Below are 21368 nucleotides of genomic sequence, written 5' to 3' on the forward strand. Positions count from 1 at the left end.
GCCATGGGAATACCTGGCGAAACACCAACGGGCGGAAAACTCTAATCAGCGGTGCAACTGAAACAGGGGTGTTTACAAAAGCAAGAGAGGCTTTATTTGCATCAATAGGTGAAATTGCACTAGGAATTGATGACAAACATGAATTTCAGAGCAAAGCCGATGAGCTTATTCGTAGTTATCGGAAGGAGTCAGAAGAACTACTCAGGGAACGAAGTAATATTGATTATAAAATAAAATGTGATATAGGCATTGCTGCTTTGAGCGGAGGCCCTGCCTTTATCGGCCTGCTTTCACAACTAGCGTCCCCGCTAGCTAGTATCGGTATAACGATGGCTGCCGGCGGGGTGTGGGCTTTGGATAAAAGTAAAGAATATGTTCCCGCCTTGAAAGAACTTAAAGCGCGGGAGCAGGAGTTAAAACGAGGGGCTGGATTTGGTATTCACGACTTTTACTCTCGACTTAAGTAAAAGCGCTAACAAAGACAGTCATAGGGGTCTACCCACTGCGTCCTTCAGTCATTGCTGGCAAGGTGGATCACCGCACCCGAATGCCCTCTTGTTCGACCAAAATTTGCATAGTGGTCATACCTTGCCGTTGAGTTCCAGTCTGGTTGCTCGTGTCACTAGAAGTTAATGGAATATTATGCTTCTCGATTGAAAAAATGGGGTAGGTCAGATCAGTTTTTCTGAATAAGAAAAACCAGCGATTTTTGGGTCGCTGGCTTTCGTTCTTAGTTATCCTCGAATGCGTCGCCACACTTAAGCCAAACGGCTTGGTCACTGACGGGGCTTTTTCATGCTTTCCTCCGAAACTTAGGCACAAATCCCTCCGGCTTATCCCGCAACCATTCCACAAACACCCTAAGCTCTTCCAGCTCCAACAGCTTCTCCCGGGTATTGAAATGCAGACCCAGCTCGTATTCGGAGCATGCCTCATGAATGGCGTTATGGCAGGGGCGGCAGACCCACAGGGTGCGGGTAATCAGTTCCTCCTTGCTGAACAACTTCTGGAATCTCTTCTTACGGTGAAGGTGTTTGGGGATCAGGTGATGACGGGTGAGCTTAACGACCGGGCGCCGGCAAAGCTCACATTGATCCGGCTGTTCAGGCAACTTCAGCATGAGCAATCAACTACCTTTCAGATGAGCGGCTAAGGAGGCGGCAGGAAGTACCGATCCAGCAGATGAGGATCATCAAAATGCCGTCGCCCTACAAAAGATACGGCATGCCGCCCCCACTGGCGCATTCCCCCAGCAGACGGCACCCCTGTCGGCCACAGCAAGAAACGTTCAAGTCGCTCGGTTCCGGCAATCAAACCATCGTCGCCATACAGGCGACCGCCCGCATTCGACAGCCCGCGAAGTCCGTCCAACGACTCCAGGCGATAGCTGTGGATTTCCGCGCCAAGATCAGTCGGGTGGAACCCTGAGGCACCAACGAGCTGATGGTCACCCGCAGAAAGAGACAACAAAGGCGCTTCCTTTCCACCCAGTGGAAGGGACCCGAGCAACCAGATTTGCTCTGCCTCATAATCAACACCAACGCTTTTTACCAGCCCACCTTCTGGCAACAGCCACTGGTGGTAGCAGCCACAGGGATGAATGGTGTCATACGCCAGCGGCTGCCCCCTCGGGCCCAAAGTGACCCTCCAGATAAAGCCATCGAGCTCTCCGGCGTAGATATCCAACCAGTGCTCTGATGGCCGGCCCGAAAACCAGAGCACATAGACCAGTTGGGGCAGAATCCGCCCTCTCATTCGGGCAAAGCTGAGATGAGTAAACACCACCGGCTCTGGCCGAAACTGCAGCTGCCCATTCAAACCTCGAGCAGGAATTCCCGGCACATCGTGACTGTCCCGCGTCTCAATTCGCCATGCAGGCGCATGACGCTGAAACAGCATCAAACGCAACGATTCGCCCAGAACTGGCACGCCGAGAGAATCTAACGGGTAAGTTTCGACCTCAGAACGCCCAACGACGTCAGTCAGGTCCGGCACATAGGTTCGCCAGCCTGCCAAGGCTTTGTAGTGACCGTACTGATCAACCAGCTCCCCCATGGTCACACCGGCCCGCCAACGAACGACGGGTTTCACCAGCGGATACACCCCAAGAACCTGGGCGGGAGTGCTGTAGCTGTCAGGGACCTGCACCGATTCGGCCAGTTTCAACCACAGATCCGACTCCGCCCCCAGCTTCGATACCGCCTGGAGAGCACAGCTCCTCAGATCGTCCAGCCACTGCGAGGACGCATCCGGACCACCCTGAAGCTCAAACTGCCAGGCAATATCCGCCTTATCGTAAGCGCGCCCCAACCAATCACGACGCTGCGCGGGTGTAAGCTCTGTCAGATCAAAGCTGGCGAGAAAACGGTCGACTCGTAAATAGGGAAAGCCGGGAGGAGACCACTCCTGAGCATCAAAACGATCATCGCTGACGACCCAGTTACGCCACAGGGTAAAGTGGCGATCACAGTCACGGGAAACCGCGACCGTCGGCTCAGCGGCGTATTGAGGGCTCGCACAACCAGTCAGCACCTCCAGCAGAAGCGCCATCCAGACTACGAGCCACCAGTTTCGCCCCATGATGAACCGTCCACCATCGCCCTATCTTGTGTTTTGAAGGCTGCGCGATGGCATTGGTTCCCGGCGAACGCATCTCTCCGGAATCTATCAGTGCATCAGGGTGTACAGTTTACGGCGATAGGTTCGCACGTCAGGGTTGCTGTTACCCAGCTTGTCGAACAGCTCGATCAGGGTGGTTTTGGCGACGCCCTCTTTGTAATTGGCATCCGCCTGCATCAAGCGAATCAACAGCGCCATGGCCTCGCCATTTTCTTCCTTGATTACGTGCTGCAGAGCCAGCTGGTGAAGGGCTTCCGGATTCTTAGGATCGTTTGCCAGAATATGCTCCAGCTCGGCCACCGGCGGTAACTGCCCGGCCTGACGGATAAACTTGATGCGCGCCGCCAGCTGCTTGGCCTGGGGCTGGAGTTTCTCTTCGGGCGGCAGACTATCCAGCACCTGCTCGGCCGTATCCACATCCCCCAGCTCGGCTTTCAGCTGGGCAATGTCGATCAGCACCTTGAGGTTATCCGGATCTTGCTGATTCATCTCCGTCAGGATGGCCAGTGCGCCTTCAACATCCCCCTGCTCCCAACGCTTGTGCGCCGCTTCGTAAGGGTCTTCTGCCGGTGCTTCCACGTGCTTGTCGAGGATCTTGCGAACCTCACCTTCGGGCAACGCACCATTGAAGCCATCCACGGCCTGCCCGTCCTTTACCAGAATTACCGTGGGCAGGCTGCGAACACCAAGACTGGCAGTCAGCTGCTGCTGTTCGTCAGCGTTTACTTTCGCCACCAGGAACTGCCCCTGGTATTCATTCGCCAGTTTTTCCAGGATCGGCATCAACTGTTTGCACGGCGCACACCAGTCGGCCCATACGTCCACCAGAATCGGCGTTTCCGATGAGGCATCCATGACCTGCTGCTGAAAATTTTCCATGGTGGCGTCAAATATGTACGGGGACTCGCTCATGCATTGCACCTGTTATCAATCAATGAATCGTCAAATCTGCCACAGAACGTGGGGGCAGATGACCAGAAATCAAGCAGCCAGCGCAGCAGGCCGTGCCTTGAAATCACCACAACCGTCGTTACATAGACTATAACTTGGCATCCCGGGCAAAAACGCAGACGCCCTGGCCCCGATTTCACGCTTTCCGGACGGATATCGCACAGCATGAATGACGAAAACCGCAAAGACAAAATCGAGGAACTCGAAGAAGACATCACCGAGTACATCGGCAAGGATGAGCATAGCAAGGGCCTGGCGCTGCCGCAGCAGATGATGCCCCGGCGCATGTACGTCCTGCCGGTCTCCAACCGTCCCTTCTTCCCTGCCCAGGTGCAACCGATCATGGTGAACCAGAACCCCTGGCAGGAAACCCTCAAGCGGGTTGGCGAAACCGACCATCGGGTACTGGGCATTTGCTTTGTCGACCATCAGGAAGTGGAAGACGACATCCCCGCCAGCGATGAACTGGAAACCGTTGGCTGCGCGGTTCGCGTCCACCACGCCCAGCAGGAAAACGGCAAGGTTCAGTTTATTGCCCAGGGCCTGCAGCGTTTTCGCATTGTCCAGTGGCTGCGCCGGAAACCACCCTACCTGGTGGAAGTGGAATACCCCTCCGAACCGGAGGAAGATGCCGATGAACTGAAGGCCTATACCCTGGCCATTATCAGCACCATCAAGGAGTTGCTGCGCAGCAATCCGCTGTACGGCGAAGAGGTCAAACAGTACCTGTCCCGCTTCGGCCCGGACGATAGCTCCCCTCTGGCCGACTTCGGAGCCTCGATGACCAGCGCACCCGGCCATGAACTGCAGGATGTCCTGAACACTCTGCCACTGGTCCGGCGCATGGAGAAAGTCTTGCTGCTGATGCGCAAGGAGCAGGAGGTTGCACGCCTGCAGTCGGAAATCAGTGAAGAGGTCAACGCCAAGGTCCAGAAACATCAGCGGGAGTTCTTCCTGAAGGAACAGCTGAAAGTCATTCAGCGTGAACTGGGCATGGCCAAGGACGACAAGACTGCCGACATCGAACGCTTTGAAGAGCGCATGTCGGAACTGAACCCGCCGGAACAGGTGAGGGAGCGCTTCACGGAGGAAGTGCAGAAACTGCAGGTGTTGGAACAGGGGTCCCCGGAATACGGTGTGACCCGCAACTATCTGGACTGGCTGACCCAGGTCCCCTGGGGCGTGCATTCCGAAGACCACTTTGACCTGCCAGAAGCACGCCGCGTTCTTGATCGGGACCACGACGGTCTGGAAGATGTGAAATCCCGGATTATCGAATTCCTTGCCGAAGGTACTTTCAAGGGCGAGATCAGTGGCTCCATCCTGTTACTGGTGGGCCCGCCAGGCGTCGGCAAAACCTCCATCGGCCACTCGGTGGCCGACGCGCTCGGCCGGAAATTTTACCGGTTCAGCGTCGGCGGCATGCGCGACGAGGCGGAGATCAAGGGGCACCGTCGCACATACATTGGCGCCATGCCGGGCAAGTTCGTCCAGGCACTGAAAGACAGCGGTGTATCCAATCCGGTGATCATGCTGGATGAAATCGACAAGATCGGCGCCTCCTACCAGGGCGATCCGGCCTCCGCCCTGCTGGAAACCCTGGACCCGGAACAGAACAACGACTTCCTGGATCATTACCTGGACGTTCGCATGGACCTGTCGAAGGTTCTGTTTATCTGCACCGCCAACCAACTGGACACCATTCCCCGGCCTCTGCTGGACCGGATGGACGTCATTCGGCTGTCCGGTTACATCACCGAAGAAAAGCTGGCAATTGCCAAGCACCACTTGCTGCCGCGACTGCTGAAACGGGCAGGCCTGCTGAAAAAGCAGATCAACATCACCGATGCTGCCATCAAACAGGTGATCGAAGGCTACGCGCGGGAAGCCGGCGTTCGGAATCTGGAGAAACTGCTGCACAAGATCATTCGCAAGGGTATCGTGAAGCTGCTTGAAGATCCCGACACCCCGGTGCGGGTTGGCGTCTCGAGCCTGCCGGACTACCTTGGCCAGCCAGCGTTCAAGAAAGAAAAAGCCCTGAAGGGTACCGGCGTGGTCACTGGTCTGGCCTGGACCGCCATGGGCGGCGCCACACTGAGCATCGAAGCATCACGAATTCACGCCAGCCAGCGCGGCTTCAAGCTGACCGGCCAGCTCGGGGATGTGATGCGGGAATCGGCAGAAATTGCCTACAGCTTTATCTCCTCGAACCTCAAGCAGTTTAAGGGGGACCCGATGTTTTTCGACGAGTCCTTTGTGCACCTGCACGTACCGGAGGGGGCTACCCCCAAGGACGGCCCAAGCGCCGGCATCACCATGGCCACCGCCCTGCTGTCCATCGCTCGCAAGGAGCCGCCGCAGCAGAACATCGCCATGACCGGCGAACTGACGCTAACGGGGCAAGTGCTACCGGTGGGAGGCATTCGGGAAAAGGTGATTGCCGCCCGGCGCCAGAAAATCACCAACCTGATCCTGCCGGAGGCGAACCGGGGAGACTTTGAAGAGCTGCCGGACTACCTCAAGGAAGGCCTGACGGTGAATTTTGCCAGGCATTACAATGACGTGTTCCAGGTCTGCTTCGCCAACAAACCCCGCAAGGGCTCAAGCGTTCACTGAGAAACTGGTCCTACCAGTGAGCGGCCTCCTTGACGCTCACTGGGCTGCTGTCTTTACTGCCACTGAACCAGTGTTCAAAAAGCAATCAGCGGAGAACGTTCCGATTCTCCGCCCCGATTCGTGGACCAAGGAGCGGAAAACAATGAACAAGAAAGCCCCTGTGATGTGCCTGGCTGCGAGCGTTGCAGCCATCTCGTTCGCCCATGCCCAGTCTGATGAAACGCTTAAAAAGCTGGGAAGTTTCAAGACTACCGGGAAGGCCGAATTCACTGTCATTGACCAGCAGAGCGACAGCGCTGACGCCATCCGGAAAACCCTGGAAAAAATCACCCTGCCCAAAGGCTTCGAAATTACCCTGTATGCGCTGGTGCCCGATGCCCGCCACATGGCCGTCGGCCCCCAGGGCGTTGTCACCTTTGTCGGAACCCGGAAAACTGAGGTCTGGGCTGTCACCGACCGGGACAAAGACCGGGTTGCGGATGATGTAAAGAACTTTGCACCATCGCTTGCAAAGTCGGTTCCCAACGGCCCCTGCTTCTCACCGGACGGAGTTCTTTATATCGCCGAGCAGAACCGGGTACTGGCCTACCCGGCCGCCGAATTTTTCTATGAGGGCGGGGACGTTGTGGCTTCGGAAGTGATTCCCGGTGGCGAATTGATTCCCGAGGAGTTTGTCAGTTACAACCACACCGCCCGGGTCTGCGATGTCGGTCCCGATGGCAAACTCTATATCTCCCTGGGCCAACCCTACAACGTCCCACCGAAGGAGCATATGGAGACGTTCAATGAGGTGGGTATAGGCGGCATCATCCGGGTCAACCAGGACGGCACCGAGCGGGAAGTGTACACCCGCGGCGTCCGGAATTCGGTGGGCCACGACTTCAACCCGACCACAGGCGAGCTGTGGTTTACCGACAACCAAGTCGATGGTATGGGTGACGACATCCCACCGGGTGAGATCAACCGCCAGACTGCCATGGGCCAGAATTTTGGCTTCCCATGGTACGGCGGCGGTGACGTTCGCACCAACGAATACAAGGATGAGGAAGTGCCGGGCGACGTGGTATTCCCGGTGTCCGAAACCGTCGCCCACGCTGCCGACCTGGGTATGATTTTCTACCGGGGCAACATGTTTCCGAAGAAATACCAGGGCGGGATATTTTCAGCCCAGCACGGCTCCTGGAACCGCACCACCCCCATCGGCGCCCGGGTCATGTTTACCCCGGTTGATGCGGACGGCAATATTGCCGGGGAAACCGTTCCCTTCGCCGAGGGCTGGCTGGATGAAAACGGCGAATACTTGGGTCGCCCGGTCGATGTAGCCCAACTTAAAGACGGGTCACTGTTGGTCTCCGACGACCTGGCCGGCGCCGTTTATCGAATCGCCTACACCGGCTCAGGCTCCTGAGTCATGCCTGCCCAGTGCCGGAGAGCAGAACGCTCTCCGGCAAACCGGAGACTCTGCATGTCGAAAGCATTCAGAACAGCCCTTGAACGGGCGCTGGTGCCAGCGTTACTGCTATCCGCCGTGTCCCTTCCGGTCTATTCGGCCGATCCCGAGGCCGGACGTAAACTCGCAGCGCAATGCAAAACCTGCCACGGCCTGGACGGCATCGCGACCATTCCCATCGCGCCCAACCTCGCCGGCGAAAGTCAGATCTATATACAGAATCAGCTGAAAGCCTTCCGCAGCGGCAAACGGGAACATGAAATGATGACAGTCGTCGCCCGGGACCTGACCGATCAGCAGATTGCCGACGTGGCGGCGTGGTATGAATCGATCGAAGTCACTGCGAAACTGCCAGAGTAATCGTCAGGTACGATACCCGCCCTCAGGATTTGGACTCCGATTTCCAGCCATCCTCCCGCAGTACCGGCCCGACGTGCAGCACGGGTGAGGCGTCGATCTCATCGGCGTCCATCATGTTCGCCACTCGCTGCAGCGACGCCAGAATCATGGTCTGTTCCCACTCGTCCAGGCTCTGGAACTTCTTGATGAACTCTTCCTGGAGCGGATTTGGCGCCTTGGCCAGCAGGTCGGCCCCGTCCTCGGTCAGATGGGCATGTACTTTGCGCTTATCCTGGGTACTGCGAACCCGGTACACCAGCTTGCGGTGCTCCAGCCGATCCAGAATCGTGGTCACGGTAGCCTGGCTCAAACTCACCTTGTCGGCGATGGTTCCGATCGTCACTTCGCCGAGGTCACGTATGGTCCGCATAATCAAAAGTTGAGGGCCGGTCAGCCCGTTGTGCTTGCTCAGCCGCTTGGAGTGAAGATCCGTCGCCCGGATAACACGCCGAAGCGCTACCAGCACCTGCTCGTAATTGTTCACAGAATTGCTCCGATCGGGGGCAAGCGCCCCTGGTTGAGATGGACCGGAGGCTAAGGGCGACTTCGAGTACATGGTCTTGCTACTCGCCATCTGCTTTGGCCTCGTTCCGATGGTCAAACACTTTCTTCCGAGAAATATCAGTTTATTTATACCACTAATAATTAGAGGGCTTTGGAACATGAAATGCAAGTCGCAACTTGTGCTAACCAACTGAGCACCGGCTTATTCCAATGATGCGGCTCTTTTTCCAATCGTCACTATGCTAAGGTCAGCAGCTTTTTAAAGAACCCGTAAAGCAACCAGTAAACGTGGAACGCAATTCATGATCAGCCGAAAGCTCCTCCCACATCCCCTATCCTTACTGTCCACGGCGTCCCGGCCCCGCGTCGGACATCTGCTGGTTTGGATGGCGGCGATGATAACTCTTACGCTGACAATGCCCGCCCAAGTCCACGCCCAAGGCACAGACACCGCTCCGCCCGGCAAAAAAGACATCATGGAAGAGGATATCGCCGCAGCATTGTCTGATCTCGAAGAGCCGATGTACACGCCCTTTATTGAGCTTTACTTGCTCGAGGAAACCAAGGCCCTGCGCAAGGAGCTACAGAATACCCGTGCCGAACTGATCGAAAAGGTTGTGGACAAGGAGCTGTCAGTTGCCGACAAAACCATGTCGTATGCCACCGACACGGTCACGTACTTCTTCTACTTGATTGCCGGCGCCAGTTCGATTCTGGTTGTCATCGGCTGGAACTCCATCCGCGACATGCGGGCCCAGCTCACCAGTCTGGCGGAAAAGCGGGTAAACGAACTGGTCGTGGTTTACGAGAAACGCCTCAAGGACATTGAAGAGCAGCTGCAGCAGAAGTCCGACATCATCAACCAGAACCAGGTTGAGATTGAGCGCACCAACGAAATTCACTCCCTGTGGCTAAAAGCCAGCCAGGAGACTTCCCAGCAGAATAAAATTTCCGCGTACGACCAGATCCTGGATCTGCGCCCGGACGATGTGGAGGCGCTCAGCTATAAGGCAGATGCAGTTCTGGAAATGCAAGAACCCCTGTGGGCCATCAGCCTGTGTCAACGTGCGCTCAAGCTAGATCCAGACAACGGTCACGCACTGTATCAGCTGGCCTGTGCCTACGCCGAAATTGGCCGTTGGGAAGACTCGGTTTCCACGTTACAAAAAGCAATAGACATTTCCGAAGCTTACAGAGACGATGCCTCGGTCGACCTGAGTTTCGAGCAGCTGCGGGAGCATGAAAGCTTCCGCACACTGGTCTTCCCGGATAAGGAAGAAAGCTCGGACACCTGATTCAGACAACGTAAAAAACGTGACTTTTTCTCGGCCGGGCATCCCCGCCACTGCTGCAGTGGCCGGTGCCTTGACAAGCCCGCGGCTGTGGTGTTTGTTTAACTCGCTGAGAACAAAAGAATAACCCTGAAAAAGAAACAGGAAGGATCCAATGAAAACGTCAGTTAAAAAGCTAGTGACTGCTGTAAGCACTTCCGTTGCCCTGATGGCCGCGGGCAACGCCGCTGCAGAAATCCAGATTGGTATCGCTGGCCCGATGACCGGCCCGGTTGCCCAGTATGGTGACATGCAATTCTCCGGTGCCCGCATGGCGATCGAGCAAATCAACGCCAACGGTGGCGTGATGGGCGAGCAGCTGGTTGCCGTCGAATACGACGACGTGTGCGACCCGAAGCAGGCCGTAACCGTGGCCAACAGCATGGTGAATGATGGCGTTCAGTTCGTTATCGGCCACCTGTGCTCAAGCTCCACCCAGCCCGCGTCTGACATCTACGAAGACGAAGGCATCCTGATGGTCACCCCGGCTTCCACCAGCCCGGACATCACCGAGCGCGGCTATGAGCTGGTGTTCCGCACCATCGGTCTGGACAGCATGCAGGGCCCGGTTGCCGCCAACTATCTGGCCAGCCTGAACCCTGAGCGCGTTGCCATCGTTCACGACAAGCAGCAGTACGGTGAAGGTATTGCCACCGCCGTTCGCGATACGCTGGAAGCCAAAGGCGTCGAGATTGCCATGTTCGAAGGCATTACTGCCGGCGACAAGGACTTCTCGTCCCTGGTCACCAAAATGAAGCAGGCCGACGTGGACTTCGTTTACTACGGCGGTTACCACCCGGAGCTTGGTCTGATTCTGCGCCAGGCCGGTCAGGCTGGCCTCGACGCCCGCTTCATGGGTCCTGAGGGTGTAGGCAACAAGGACATCAACACCATCGCCGGCGAAGCCGCTGAAGGTCTTCTGGTGACCCTGCCGCCCAGCTTCGATCAGAAGGCAGAGAACCAGGCGCTGGTGAAGGCGTTCCAGGACAAGGGCGAAGACCCATCCGGCCCGTTCGTCCTGACCTCGTACGCAGCGGTCCAGCTGGTCGTCGACGGCATCAAGCAGGCTGAGTCCACCGATCCGTTTGAAGTCGCCCAGGCTCTGCGCAGCGGCAGCTTCGAAACACCGATCGGTACCGTTCAGTACGACGAAGCCGGTGATCTGCAGTCGTTTGAGTTTGTTGTTTACGAATGGCATTCAGACGGCAGCAAAACTCCGGTAAACTAAGCCGGAACCGTTAACTAACGGTAATCCAAAGAGCACCTTCTCGCCATGCCCCGGGAGAAGGTGTTTTTCTTGGCTATCAAGCTTTTTTCCGCCCCCGGCCGGATTTTCCGTACCGGGGGCGAAATTTAGCAGAGAGCGGGCATTCAGAGAGTTCCAAAAACCATGCAAGACCTCTTGTATTTCTTTCAACAACTTATAAACGGGCTGACGATCGGAAGCACTTACGCCCTCATTGCCATCGGATACACGATGGTTTATGGAATCATCGGAATGATTAACTTTGCCCATGGTGAGATCTATATGATCGGTGCCTACACGGCGCTGATTGCGATCACCGGGCTGGCAACACTGGGTATCGCCTGGCTGCCGCTGGTACTGCTTGTTGCGCTGGTGTGCGCGATGATCGTATCCAGTTCCATGGGCTGGGCCGTAGAACGGGTCGCCTATCGCCCTGTGCGTGGCCGGCACCGACTGATCCCGCTGATTTCGGCCATCGGTATGTCCATCTTCCTGCAGAACTACGTGCACCTGGCACAGGGTTCCCGGAACATTGGCTTCCCATCGCTGATTCAGGGCGGTTTCACCTTCGGTTCCGAAGGCTCTTTCCAGATGTCTCTGTCCTACATGCAGATTACGATCTTCATCACCACGCTGATCTGTATGACTGCGTTGTCTCTGTTCATTTCCCGCTCCCGCATTGGTCGGGCCTGTCGCGCCGTCTCCCAGGATCTGGGCATGGCTAACCTGCTGGGCATTGATACCAACCGCATCATTTCCGCCACCTTCGTTATTGGTGCGGCGCTGGCAGCGGTCGCGGGTCTCCTGCTTGGCATGTACTACGGCTCTATCGACCCGCTGTTCGGTTTTATTGCCGGCCTTAAAGCCTTTACTGCAGCGGTGCTGGGCGGCATCGGCAGTATTCCTGGCGCCATGCTCGGCGGTCTGATTCTGGGTGTTGCCGAGAGCATGACCTCCGGCTACCTCAGTGGCGAGTACAAGGACGTGGTCTCCTTTGGCCTGCTGATCCTGATTTTGCTGTTCAAGCCCACCGGCCTGCTTGGCAAACCGGAGGTTGAGAAAATCTGATGCCTGCTCAAAATTTCAAACACGCGCTGTTTTGCGCGGTGATCACGCTGATCATTGCCTATCCCATTCTTGGTCTGAACCTCGAAGCCCAGGGCATTAACGTAACTCTGACGGGCGCCGACACCTTTACCATTGTCAGCGTGTTTCTGGCCGCCGTCGTGGTATTCCTGTTCCAGCTGTTCCGCGACAACATCATGGGGAGCCTCCAGGGTGCCCTGTCCGGCCTGAGTTCCGGCTCTCAAAAGGAGCCGATGGCGGAGAACAAGCGCGCCAAGATCGAATCCTGGGTGCTGACCGGCATCGTGGTTCTGGCCCTGTTCTGGCCGTTTTTTGTCTCACGAGGCGCCGTTGACCTGGCTACACTGGTACTCATCTATGTGATGCTGGCCCTGGGCCTGAACGTGGTTGTGGGCCTCGCCGGCCTGCTGGACCTTGGGTACGTGGCCTTCTACGCGGTGGGCGCTTATACCTTCGCATTGCTGTCCCAGTACACCGGCATTTCCTTCTGGGTGTCGCTGCCCCTGGGTGCCCTGCTGGCCGCTCTGTTCGGTCTGGTGCTCGGATTCCCGGTCCTGCGACTCCGCGGGGATTATCTGGCGATTGTGACCCTGGGTTTTGGTGAAATCATCCGGATCCTGCTGAACAACTGGACCAGCCTGACTGGCGGCCCGAACGGTATTGGCGGCATTCCGGATCCCACACTGTTCGGCATGGAGTTCGGTCGCCGGGTGAAGGAAGAGGGCAACACCTCCTTCCACGAGACCTTCGGTATTGCCTACAGCGGCGAGCACAAAGTAATCTTTCTGTACCTGATTGCCCTGGTGCTGGCGGTCTTCACGGCTCTCGTCATCCGCCGCTTCATGCGCATGCCCGTGGGCCGTGCCTGGGAAGCCCTTCGGGAAGACGAAATCGCTGCCCGCTCTCTGGGGCTGAGCCGCACCGCTGTCAAGCTGTCCGCGTTCACCATCGGCGCTTTCTTTGCCGGTTTCGCCGGTACCGTGTTCGCCTCCAAGCAGGGCTTTATCAGCCCGGAATCGTTCGTATTCCTCGAGTCCGCCATCATCCTGGCGATCGTGGTACTGGGCGGCATGGGTTCACAGATCGGTGTGGTACTGGCCGCAATTGCCGTGACCATCCTCCCTGAACTGGCCCGTGAATTCTCCGAATACCGCATGCTGGTGTTCGGTGCCGCCATGGTACTGATGATGGTTTGGCGTCCGCAGGGACTCATGCCCATGCGCCGCATTCACATTGAACTCAACAAGCAGGATTAACGGACGATGCTAGACGTAAAGAATCTGTCCATGCGCTTTGGCGGCCTGCTGGCTGTAGATCAAGTGTCTCTGGACGTAAAAGAACGGGAAATTGTTTCCGTCATCGGCCCCAACGGGGCCGGTAAAACCACGGTATTTAACTGCATCAGCGGTTTCTACAAGCCCACCGGAGGCACCATCAGCTTCCAGGGCGAGGAAGTGCAAGGAAAGCCGGATTACCAGATTTCACGGTTGGGCATGGTGCGAACCTTCCAGCACGTGCGCCTGTTCAACCAGATGACGGTAGTGGAGAACCTGCTGGTTGCCCAGCACCGGCACCTGAATACCAACCTGATTGCCGGCCTGCTGAAAACGCCGGGCTACCGGGACCGGGAGCAAAAGGCCCTGGACCGTGCTGCTTACTGGCTGGACCGCGTAGGCCTTCTGGAACTCGCTAACCGGGAAGCCGGCAACCTCGCGTATGGCCAGCAGCGCCGGCTGGAAATCGCCCGCTGCATGGTGACCGAGCCCAACCTGCTGATGCTCGACGAGCCGGCAGCAGGTCTCAATCCGGCGGAAACCAAGGATCTCAACCAGCTGATTGTAAGCTTGAAAGAAGATTACTGCGTTTCCGTGCTGTTGATTGAGCACGATATGAGTCTGGTCATGGATATTTCCGACCGCATCAACGTAATCAACCAGGGTCGTCCTCTTGCCAGCGGAACTCCGGACGAGATCCGCCAGAACGACGACGTGATCAAAGCTTACCTGGGTGAGGCCTGAGGAAATCCAATGCTAGTACTAGAAAATGTCCATACCCACTACGGTAAGATCGAGGCGCTGCATGGCGTCTCGGTTGAGGTCAACAAAGGTGAGATTGTCTCCCTGATTGGTGCCAACGGCGCCGGTAAGACCACCCTGCTGATGACGGTTTGCGGCACCCCCCAGGCCACATCCGGCCGGGTGATCCTGGAAGGCCGGGATATTACCCATGAGCCCACCTCGCAGATCATGCGTTCCGGCATTGCCATCGTGCCTGAAGGCCGCCGCATCTTCTCGGGCCTGACGGTGGAAGAAAACCTTCACATGGGAGGCTTCTTCAACACCAAGGCGGAGATTCGCAAGAGCCAGGATCATGTGTACGAACTGTTTCCGCGCCTGAAGGAACGGGAGAGCCAGCGCGCAGGCACCATGTCCGGCGGTGAGCAACAGATGCTGGCCATCGGCCGCGCCCTGATGAGCAAGCCGCGCATGATCATCCTGGACGAACCCTCGCTGGGCCTTGCCCCGATCGTGATCAAGCAGATTTTCGAGATCATCGGCCACCTGCGCGACGAGGGGATCACCGTCTTCCTGGTCGAACAGAACGCCCACCAGGCGCTCAACCTGGCGGACCGTGGCTATGTGCTCGAAACCGGCAAGATCCGCCTGCACGACACCGGCAAGAACCTTTTGGCCAACCCGGAAGTGCAAAATGCCTATCTCGGCGGCTGATGAATGAATCATCAGTATCCTGAAGCCGGCGCATGGTTCCATGCGCCGGCTTTTGTGTTTTTAAACACGACACAAACTCCCCTCCCCGATTTTTTCAGGAGAAATCAATTACTCACACCGCTTTCCGCTTGCACTTTCGGGTTTTGAACTATACTCAGACGAACGGTAATCCTGTCTCCGCACAAACCAGTCAGGGCCGTTTCCGCAATGCAGCGCCCGATTCCGGGCCTCCATGCGTTGACCGCGCAACCACACAAAGGAGTGGATAATGAAAAAACTGATTGCAGGTGCAGTTCTTCTGGGTGCTTCGTCTCTCGCATTTGCTCAGCCGGGCTGTGGCGTTGGCGCCATGATCTGGAAGGGCCAGTCCGGGGCGGCCCCGCACATTCTAGCGGCGACCACCAACGGCACTTTCGGTAACCAGACGCTGGGTATGACCACCGGCACGCTGGGTTGCGACACCGATCAGTCTGTACAATCCATGGCGTTGTTCATGGACAACAACATCGACAAGGTCGCCCGCGACATGTCCCGCGGCAGTGGTGAAAATCTCGACACAATGGCGGTCCTGCTGGGTGTAGATCCGGCCGATCGAGACGCCTTCCGCAAGGTGCTGCAGGATAACTTCGCCACCATCTTCCCCAACTCAGACACCACGTCCGGTGAAGCGGTTGACGCCATCGTTGCCGTACTGGAAAAGGACAAGACCCTGAGCAAGTACGTCTCGGCTTAATGTCGATGATCTAAGGAATGCCCGAGCGCCACGGATGGCAAAGCCTTTCTGTATTCCATCACGCTAAAATCCGGAAGTATTAAAACCCATGGGCAATCTGTTCCGCCTGGGGCTTGTAGTGTGCTGGCTGGCTCAGTTCCCGCTTGCACAGGCCCAATCGACACTTGCTGATAGCAACAAGCTGTATCTGGACCCTGCGTGGCTGACGCTGGGTCACTACCACCCCGACAAATTTGGCGGCGGCTATACGAGCCAGGCGGACGATCCGGCCTTTTTTCTGAGCGAACAGGGGAAACACTCCCCGGAATCAGAGTTAACTGCCACACTGGACGCCATCCAGCAACCCGGTAATGGCGATGGTCATGCCCAATGCCGGTTCCCGGCCCGCACCGCCTGGCTGGCAGACACGCTCGATCTCTCTTTGCCTCGGGTTACCTGCCCGGCCTATCGGGAATGGGCTAACGAACTCAATACCGCGAGTGTGACACTGGTATTTGCGGCCTCCTACCTGAACAGCCCCTCGTCCATGTTCGGCCACACCTTCCTGCGCCTCGATCCCCCAAGCACGGACGCCACCACCAATCTGTTGCTGGCAAGCACCATCTCCTATGCGGCCGATGCCGCCGCCCACGACAGTGAACTCCTGTTTGCCTACAAGGGCATCTTTGGCGGGTATCCGGGGATTACCAGCGTTCAGCCCTACTACGAGAAGATTCGCCTGTATTCCGATATCGAACATCGAGACTTGTGGGAATATCGGCTCAATCTGTCGGAAACTGAGGTGGATCAGTTGCTGGCACACGCCTGGGAAATTCAGGATCGCAACTTCGATTACTACTTCTTCGATGAGAACTGTGCTTATCGTTTGTTAGCCCTTATCGATGTAGCGCGGCCGGGCACCCGGTTGTTGGGCGAAGTATCCACACACGCGATTCCATCCGATACCGTGCGATGGGTGCTGGACAAGGATCTGGTCCGCGATATTCACTACCGCCCCTCGGCCGCTACCGAAGTGGCTTACAGTCTGAACATACTGCCCGAGGCACATCAGGACCTGGCCGCTGCCATTGCCACTGGCGACATCAGCGCGGAATCCGAAGAGCTTGCGGGACTGTCTGATGAAGAACGGGCCCGACTCCTGGATGCCACCTACGATTACGTGCGCTACCAGAGCGAAGCGGAAGACTGGCCCCGGGACTATGCTGCGCCCCTGTCCCACCAACTCCTGAAAGAGCGCAGCAAGGTGGATGACGCAGTGGCATTACCCTCGCCGCCCCAGCCTGCTGTAAGGGATGACGAGGGCCACAACACCTTTCGCGCCAGCCTGGGCGCTGGACAGATCGACCATCGCGAGTTTATCCGCCTTAGCCTGCGCCCTGCCTATCACGACCTCCTTGACCCTCCGGCGGGTTATCGGGAAGGTGCGCAACTCCAGTTTCTAGGATTGGATACCCGCTACTACACTGATAATGATGAATGGCAGGTTGAGGAATTAATCGGCGTCGAAATCCGATCCCTCAGCCCCAGGGATGCGTTTTTCGAACCGCTTTCCTGGCAGGTTGGGTTCGGTGGGCGCCGTACTGACACCGGTAGTAAGCGAGTATTTACTGCCTACCTGGATGGTGGGGCCGGTGGAAGCTGGAAACTTGAGGACCATATGCAAGCTTTTGCTCTGGCCACCGCCGACCTTGAGGTGGACGACGAGCTTCGCCGTGGTTATGACGTCGCACCCGGGGTTGACGTGGGCCTGCTGTACCAGGCGCCTCGCCTGAGCCTGCTCGCGGGCCTGAAGACAAAGGCGTGGATTGTCAGTGACCAGCATCGCCAGGATCAGGCCTACGCCAGGGCCGGCTGGCATTTCCAAAGGGGTCTGAGCCTGTACACCGAATTGACCCGGGAAGACCACTACGACAGGTACCAGAGCATATGGCAAGCCGGCGTTCACGCATACTTCTGATGGTTCGGGAGGCAACCCTGAAAACCAGGCTTGCCGTGGTTCTGGCCGGCCTCGGGCTGATGACGGGTTGCAGTAGTGCATTTTTCTACCCCGACGACATCACCTACGTCACACCGGGACGCCTTAACCTGACCTACGAGGACGTTTATCTGGACACCCGTGACGGGGAAACCCTGCATGGCTGGTGGCTACCCGCAGAACCCTCTGAGGCACCACCCAAAGGCACTGTGTATTTTCTCCATGGCAATGCCCAGAATATCAGCAGCCACATCCTGAACGTGTCCTGGCTGCCGGAGCAGGGCTATAACGTCTTTGCCCTGGATTATCGGGGCTATGGTAAGTCAACGGGTGCACCAGACATTGAAGGCGCCCTTCACGACGCAGAAACCGGCCTCAACTGGCTGAACACACGGGACGAAGTCCGCACAGGACCTCTTTTCCTGCTGGGCCAGAGCCTTGGCGGAGCGCTGGGGGTCGCGCTGGCGAGTGAATGGATCAAGCGAGGCAAAGAGCCGGGCATCGACGGGGTGATCATCGACGGCGCATTTTCCGGGTTTCGCGGTATCGCAAGGGAAAAACTCAGCAGCTTCTGGCTGACCTGGCCACTTCAAATTCCCCTGAGCTGGACCATTCCGGACGATTACGAAGGCGTGGACCGAGTCAGGGATATCAGCCCGGTTCCCCTGCTGGTGATTCACAGCCTTCGGGATGAGGTGATCCCGTTCCATCATGGCAAGGCGCTTTTCGAAGCAGCAGCCCAGCCCAAACGACTGATCGCTACCGACACCCCGCACGCTGCGACGTTCATTCTTCCTGAACATCGGATCACCGCGCTGAGCTTTTTCGACGAGGCCGGCGCCGAGCAAACCCAGGTATCCGCCGCTCAGGAGCCATAAAAAAACCCGCATCTCCCTGAGGAGTGCGGGTTTTTCCTTCAGCCGCCAGCTATCAGGCGGAGAAGTCGGTCGGCTGCTCGCCTTCCTTCACTTCTTTCATGGACAGCTTGACGCGACCGCGGTTGTCCACATCCAGCACCTTAACCAGAACTTCCTGGCCTTCGCTCAGCTCGTCAGTCACGTTCTCGATGCGACGGTCAGAGATCTGGGAAATGTGCACCAGACCATCCTTGCCAGGCAGGATGTTAACGAAGGCACCGAAGTCCACAATGCGCTCAACGCGACCACTGTAGATGGCACCCACTTCGATTTCAGCAGTGATTTCAGTAACCCGCTTGACCGCGGCCTGAGCAGAAGCCTGGTCGTCGGCGTAGATTTTCACATTGCCGTCATCGTCCAGATCGATGGAAGCACCGGTCTCTTCACAGATAGCACGGATGGTGGCCCCACCCTTGCCGATCACGTCTCGGATCTTGTCCGGGTTGATCTTGATTGCGGTTATGCTCGGTGCACGGTCAGACAGTTCCGGACGGGACTCGGCAATCACCTTGTTCATCTCTCCCAGGATGTGCAGACGCGCTTCGTGAGCCTGCTCCAGAGCGATTTCCATGATCTCGTCGGTGATACCGTTGATCTTGATATCCATCTGCAATGCGGTCACACCATCTTTGGTACCGGCTACTTTGAAGTCCATGTCGCCCAGGTGATCTTCGTCACCCAGGATATCGGTCAGTACCGCGAACTTGTCGCCTTCCTTGACCAGACCCATGGCGATACCGGCAACCGGAGCCTTCAGCGGTACACCCGCGTCCATCAGAGCCAGGCTGGAGCCACACACGGAGGCCATGGAGCTGGAACCGTTGGATTCGGTGATCTCGGATACCGCACGGATGGTGTACGGGAACTCGTCGATGGTCGGCATAACCGCCGCAACACCACGCTTGGCCAGACGACCGTGACCGATCTCACGACGGCCCGGGCTGCCCATACGACCGGCTTCACCAACGGAGTACGGAGGGAAGTTGTAGTGGAACAGGAACGGATCCTTACGCTCGCCTTCCAGCGCATCGATGATCTGCATATCACGGGCAGTACCCAGAGTCGCAGTTACGATGGCCTGGGTCTCACCGCGGGTAAACAGGGCAGAACCGTGAGTGCTCGGCAGGACGCCAACTTCGATCTCGATCGGACGAACGGTCTTGTTGTCACGACCATCGATACGCGGCTTGCCGTCAATAACCTGGTTGCGAACAACCGACTTCTCGATCTTGCCGAAGTACTTCTTCACTTCCTCTTCGGACGGCTGGCCTTCTTCTTCCCCGGCCAGTTTCTCAACCGCAGCAGTCTTGATCTCGCCCAGACGCGCATAACGCTCCATCTTGTCACGGATGGTGTAGGCTTCTTCGATCTGGCCAGCAAACTCGCCCTTGATGGCATTCAGCAGTTCGGTATTTTCCTGCTCTGGCTGCCACTCCCAGCGCGGCTTGCCGATTTCAGCAGAAAACTCTTTGATGGCGGTAATGGCAGTCTGCATTTCCTGGTGACCATACAGAACGGCACCCAGCATCTGATCTTCGGTCAGGCCCTTGGCTTCGGACTCAACCATCAGAACCGCTTCGTCAGTACCGGCCACAACCATGTCCAGCAGCGAGGTTTCCAGTTCCTCGAAGGTCGGGTTCAGGAAGTAGCCACGCTCGTTGGTGAAGGCAACACGAGCTGCGCCGATCGGGCCGTCGAACGGAATGCCGGAGATAGCCAGAGCCGCGGAAGCAGCCAGCATGGCAGCAATGTCCGGATCCTGGGTCTTGTTGGCAGACATCACGGTCAGGACAACCTGAACTTCATTCATGTAGCCATTCGGGAACAGAGGACGGATCGGACGATCGATCAGGCGAGATGTCAGGGTTTCCTTTTCAGAAGGACGACCTTCACGCTTGAAAAAACCACCGGGGATTTTGCCCACGGCGTAGGTCTTCTCGGTGTAGTTAACGGTCAGCGGGAAGAAGCCCTGGCCCGGCTTTGGCTCTTTAGCGCCAACAACGGTGCCCAGTACGGACACATCGTCGATGGAGACCAGAACGGCGCCGGTTGCCTGACGGGCAATACGACCGGTTTCCAGAGTGACGGTCTTGCCACCCAGTTCAAACGTTTTCTTGGTAGGGGTTAGATTCAGGTTCACAAATCGCTCCTGGCAATGTGTTTCCAATTCATTCAACCGATGCCCGCGGGAATCGGTCATGTCGATTGCAGTTCAGTGCCAAGGCATCCAAAAAACACTCTGTCTGAAAGCTAACAGGCTGTTGCAAAACCCCGGAGATTTCTTTGGCGAACACCCGGGCTTTCAACAACCTGCTATCAGTTTCGGCTTTCGGTTACGACAGATGGGCTCCCTCGATGATTGACACGTTCACTGCGGCTTTCTTGAAGAGAAATACACAACCGGCAGAACCCGTGAGGATTCCGCCGGTTGTTCGGGCTCAACGGCGCAAGCCGTCAATGCCCTGAAGGTCAAAAAGACCCTATTAACGACGCAGACCAAGACGCTTGATCAGCTCCAGATAACGGTCAGCGTTCTTACGCTTCAGGTAGTCCAGCAGCTTACGACGCTGGTTTACCATGCGAATCAGGCCGCGGCGGGAATGGTGATCCTGCTTGTTGGCCTTGAAGTGATCCTGCAGCTTGTTGATGTTGGCGCTCAGCAGAGCTACCTGAACTTCAGGAGAGCCGGTATCGCCATCACCTTGCTGATAATCCTTTACGATCTGAGCTTTCTCTTCGGCAGAAAGAGCCATAATTCACCTCATTGTTTGCGGTGCTTTCGAATACAGCCGAACCGCGCACCTCTACAGCC

General features: G+C 57.1%; 20 protein-coding genes. 13 read left to right on the top strand and 7 right to left on the bottom strand.

The features are described 5' to 3' along the window. The coding region (locus tag K8I84_RS09435; RefSeq protein ID WP_223794513.1) for a hypothetical protein at positions 1-467 on the top strand (467 nt) is incomplete at its 5' end. Positions 468-793: 326 nt separating this feature from the next. Here the strand turns inward: K8I84_RS09435 and K8I84_RS09440 are convergent. The 3 genes from K8I84_RS09440 to trxA all read right to left on the bottom strand — a co-directional run bounded on the left by K8I84_RS09440 (position 794) and on the right by trxA (position 3531). Then, the gene (locus K8I84_RS09440; protein ID WP_223794514.1) at positions 794-1120 is read right to left on the bottom strand and encodes a hypothetical protein; all 327 of its coding nucleotides are present in this window, start codon (positions 1118-1120) and stop codon (positions 794-796) included. A 29-nt stretch (positions 1121-1149) separates the two neighbouring features. Beyond that, a complete protein-coding gene (locus tag K8I84_RS09445; RefSeq protein ID WP_223794515.1) occupies positions 1150-2580 on the bottom strand; it encodes a hypothetical protein in 1431 nt (476 codons plus the stop codon). Positions 2581-2667: 87 nt separating this feature from the next. After that, positions 2668-3531, bottom strand: a complete 864-nt coding sequence (gene trxA / locus K8I84_RS09450; protein ID WP_223794516.1) for a thioredoxin — start codon at positions 3529-3531, stop codon at positions 2668-2670. A gap of 204 nt (positions 3532-3735) precedes the next feature. Between trxA and lon the strand changes: the two genes are divergently transcribed. From lon to K8I84_RS09465, 3 genes are all read left to right on the top strand, one after another. Then, positions 3736-6186, top strand: a complete 2451-nt coding sequence (gene lon, locus K8I84_RS09455; protein WP_223794517.1) for an endopeptidase La — start codon at positions 3736-3738, stop codon at positions 6184-6186. A 163-nt stretch (positions 6187-6349) separates the two neighbouring features. Next, entirely contained in the window at positions 6350-7594 is a 1245-nt protein-coding gene (locus tag K8I84_RS09460; RefSeq protein ID WP_263283094.1) for a PQQ-dependent sugar dehydrogenase, read from the top strand. Between the two features lie 57 nt (positions 7595-7651). After that, on the top strand, positions 7652-7996 hold the full coding sequence (locus tag K8I84_RS09465; RefSeq protein WP_223794519.1) for a c-type cytochrome: 345 nt from the start codon (positions 7652-7654) through the stop codon (positions 7994-7996). Between the two features lie 22 nt (positions 7997-8018). On the opposite strand, the gene K8I84_RS09470 is transcribed toward K8I84_RS09465, so the two are convergent. Then, positions 8019-8519: a MarR family winged helix-turn-helix transcriptional regulator gene (locus K8I84_RS09470; RefSeq protein WP_223794520.1), complete on the bottom strand. Its 501-nt coding sequence runs from the start codon at positions 8517-8519 to the stop codon at positions 8019-8021. Between the two features lie 415 nt (positions 8520-8934). On the opposite strand from K8I84_RS09470, the gene K8I84_RS09475 reads away from it, so the two are divergent. After that, positions 8935-9834 (top strand): tetratricopeptide repeat protein, encoded by a 900-nt coding sequence (locus tag K8I84_RS09475; RefSeq protein WP_223794521.1) that lies wholly within the window; start codon positions 8935-8937, stop codon positions 9832-9834. Positions 9835-9985: 151 nt separating this feature from the next. Further along, positions 9986-11098 (top strand): branched-chain amino acid ABC transporter substrate-binding protein, encoded by a 1113-nt coding sequence (locus K8I84_RS09480; RefSeq protein ID WP_223794522.1) that lies wholly within the window; start codon positions 9986-9988, stop codon positions 11096-11098. On the opposite strand, the gene K8I84_RS09485 is transcribed toward K8I84_RS09480, so the two are convergent. Continuing rightward, positions 11069-11386 (bottom strand): Dyp-type peroxidase, encoded by a 318-nt coding sequence (locus K8I84_RS09485; RefSeq protein WP_223794982.1) that lies wholly within the window; start codon positions 11384-11386, stop codon positions 11069-11071. The genes K8I84_RS09480 and K8I84_RS09485 overlap by 30 nt on opposite strands. Between K8I84_RS09485 and livH the strand changes: the two genes are divergently transcribed. The 7 genes from livH to K8I84_RS09520 all read left to right on the top strand — a co-directional run bounded on the left by livH (position 11273) and on the right by K8I84_RS09520 (position 18517). Continuing rightward, entirely contained in the window at positions 11273-12184 is a 912-nt protein-coding gene (livH, locus tag K8I84_RS09490; RefSeq protein ID WP_223794968.1) for a high-affinity branched-chain amino acid ABC transporter permease LivH, read from the top strand. The two genes, K8I84_RS09485 and livH, sit on opposite strands and share 114 nt — an antisense overlap. After that, complete coding sequence (locus K8I84_RS09495) at positions 12184-13458, top strand: high-affinity branched-chain amino acid ABC transporter permease LivM (RefSeq protein ID WP_223794523.1); 1275 nt, start codon at positions 12184-12186, stop codon at positions 13456-13458. Before livH ends, K8I84_RS09495 begins: the two co-directional genes overlap by 1 nt. A 6-nt stretch (positions 13459-13464) precedes the next feature. Beyond that, complete coding sequence (livG, locus tag K8I84_RS09500) at positions 13465-14220, top strand: high-affinity branched-chain amino acid ABC transporter ATP-binding protein LivG (protein WP_223794524.1); 756 nt, start codon at positions 13465-13467, stop codon at positions 14218-14220. A 9-nt stretch (positions 14221-14229) separates the two neighbouring features. After that, complete coding sequence (locus tag K8I84_RS09505) at positions 14230-14931, top strand: ABC transporter ATP-binding protein (protein WP_223794525.1); 702 nt, start codon at positions 14230-14232, stop codon at positions 14929-14931. A gap of 268 nt (positions 14932-15199) precedes the next feature. After that, positions 15200-15664, top strand: coding sequence for a DUF3015 domain-containing protein (locus tag K8I84_RS09510; protein ID WP_223794526.1), 465 nt, complete (start codon positions 15200-15202; stop codon positions 15662-15664). Between the two features lie 88 nt (positions 15665-15752). Beyond that, the gene (locus tag K8I84_RS09515; protein WP_223794527.1) at positions 15753-17621 is read left to right on the top strand and encodes a DUF4105 domain-containing protein; all 1869 of its coding nucleotides are present in this window, start codon (positions 15753-15755) and stop codon (positions 17619-17621) included. After that, positions 17591-18517, top strand: coding sequence for an alpha/beta hydrolase (locus K8I84_RS09520; protein ID WP_223794528.1), 927 nt, complete (start codon positions 17591-17593; stop codon positions 18515-18517). Before K8I84_RS09515 ends, K8I84_RS09520 begins: the two co-directional genes overlap by 31 nt. Before the next feature lie 52 nt (positions 18518-18569). On the opposite strand, the gene pnp is transcribed toward K8I84_RS09520, so the two are convergent. Together pnp and rpsO are read right to left on the bottom strand one after the other, a co-directional pair. Further along, positions 18570-20756 (bottom strand): polyribonucleotide nucleotidyltransferase, encoded by a 2187-nt coding sequence (gene pnp / locus K8I84_RS09525; RefSeq protein ID WP_411722670.1) that lies wholly within the window; start codon positions 20754-20756, stop codon positions 18570-18572. A gap of 283 nt (positions 20757-21039) precedes the next feature. Beyond that, positions 21040-21309, bottom strand: coding sequence for a 30S ribosomal protein S15 (rpsO, locus tag K8I84_RS09530; protein WP_223794529.1), 270 nt, complete (start codon positions 21307-21309; stop codon positions 21040-21042). Positions 21310-21368: the final 59 nt, after the last annotated feature.

This window comes from Marinobacter sp. F4216 (assembly GCF_019931195.1).
GTDB lineage: Bacteria > Pseudomonadota > Gammaproteobacteria > Pseudomonadales > Oleiphilaceae > Marinobacter > Marinobacter suaedae.

Excerpts from the sequence above, each read along its gene's own strand:
- K8I84_RS09505 (WP_223794525.1), top strand. The coding sequence starts at position 14,230 with ATGCTAGTACTAGAAAATGTCCATACCCACTACGGTAAGATCGAGGCG.
- K8I84_RS09485 (WP_223794982.1), bottom strand. The coding sequence starts at position 11,386 with ATGGGCAAAGTTAATCATTCCGATGATTCCATAAACCATCGTGTATCC.
- livG (WP_223794524.1), top strand. The coding sequence starts at position 13,465 with ATGCTAGACGTAAAGAATCTGTCCATGCGCTTTGGCGGCCTGCTGGCT.
- K8I84_RS09465 (WP_223794519.1), top strand. The coding sequence starts at position 7,652 with ATGTCGAAAGCATTCAGAACAGCCCTTGAACGGGCGCTGGTGCCAGCG.
- K8I84_RS09440 (WP_223794514.1), bottom strand. The coding sequence starts at position 1,120 with ATGCTGAAGTTGCCTGAACAGCCGGATCAATGTGAGCTTTGCCGGCGC.
- K8I84_RS09520 (WP_223794528.1), top strand. The coding sequence starts at position 17,591 with ATGGCAAGCCGGCGTTCACGCATACTTCTGATGGTTCGGGAGGCAACC.
- trxA (WP_223794516.1), bottom strand. The coding sequence starts at position 3,531 with ATGAGCGAGTCCCCGTACATATTTGACGCCACCATGGAAAATTTTCAG.
- K8I84_RS09445 (WP_223794515.1), bottom strand. The coding sequence starts at position 2,580 with ATGGGGCGAAACTGGTGGCTCGTAGTCTGGATGGCGCTTCTGCTGGAG.
- pnp (WP_411722670.1), bottom strand. The coding sequence starts at position 20,756 with ATGACCGATTCCCGCGGGCATCGGTTGAATGAATTGGAAACACATTGC.
- lon (WP_223794517.1), top strand. The coding sequence starts at position 3,736 with ATGAATGACGAAAACCGCAAAGACAAAATCGAGGAACTCGAAGAAGAC.
- K8I84_RS09515 (WP_223794527.1), top strand. The coding sequence starts at position 15,753 with ATGGGCAATCTGTTCCGCCTGGGGCTTGTAGTGTGCTGGCTGGCTCAG.
- K8I84_RS09460 (WP_263283094.1), top strand. The coding sequence starts at position 6,350 with ATGTGCCTGGCTGCGAGCGTTGCAGCCATCTCGTTCGCCCATGCCCAG.
- K8I84_RS09495 (WP_223794523.1), top strand. The coding sequence starts at position 12,184 with ATGCCTGCTCAAAATTTCAAACACGCGCTGTTTTGCGCGGTGATCACG.
- K8I84_RS09510 (WP_223794526.1), top strand. The coding sequence starts at position 15,200 with ATGAAAAAACTGATTGCAGGTGCAGTTCTTCTGGGTGCTTCGTCTCTC.
- K8I84_RS09475 (WP_223794521.1), top strand. The coding sequence starts at position 8,935 with ATGATAACTCTTACGCTGACAATGCCCGCCCAAGTCCACGCCCAAGGC.
- rpsO (WP_223794529.1), bottom strand. The coding sequence starts at position 21,309 with ATGGCTCTTTCTGCCGAAGAGAAAGCTCAGATCGTAAAGGATTATCAG.
- K8I84_RS09480 (WP_223794522.1), top strand. The coding sequence starts at position 9,986 with ATGAAAACGTCAGTTAAAAAGCTAGTGACTGCTGTAAGCACTTCCGTT.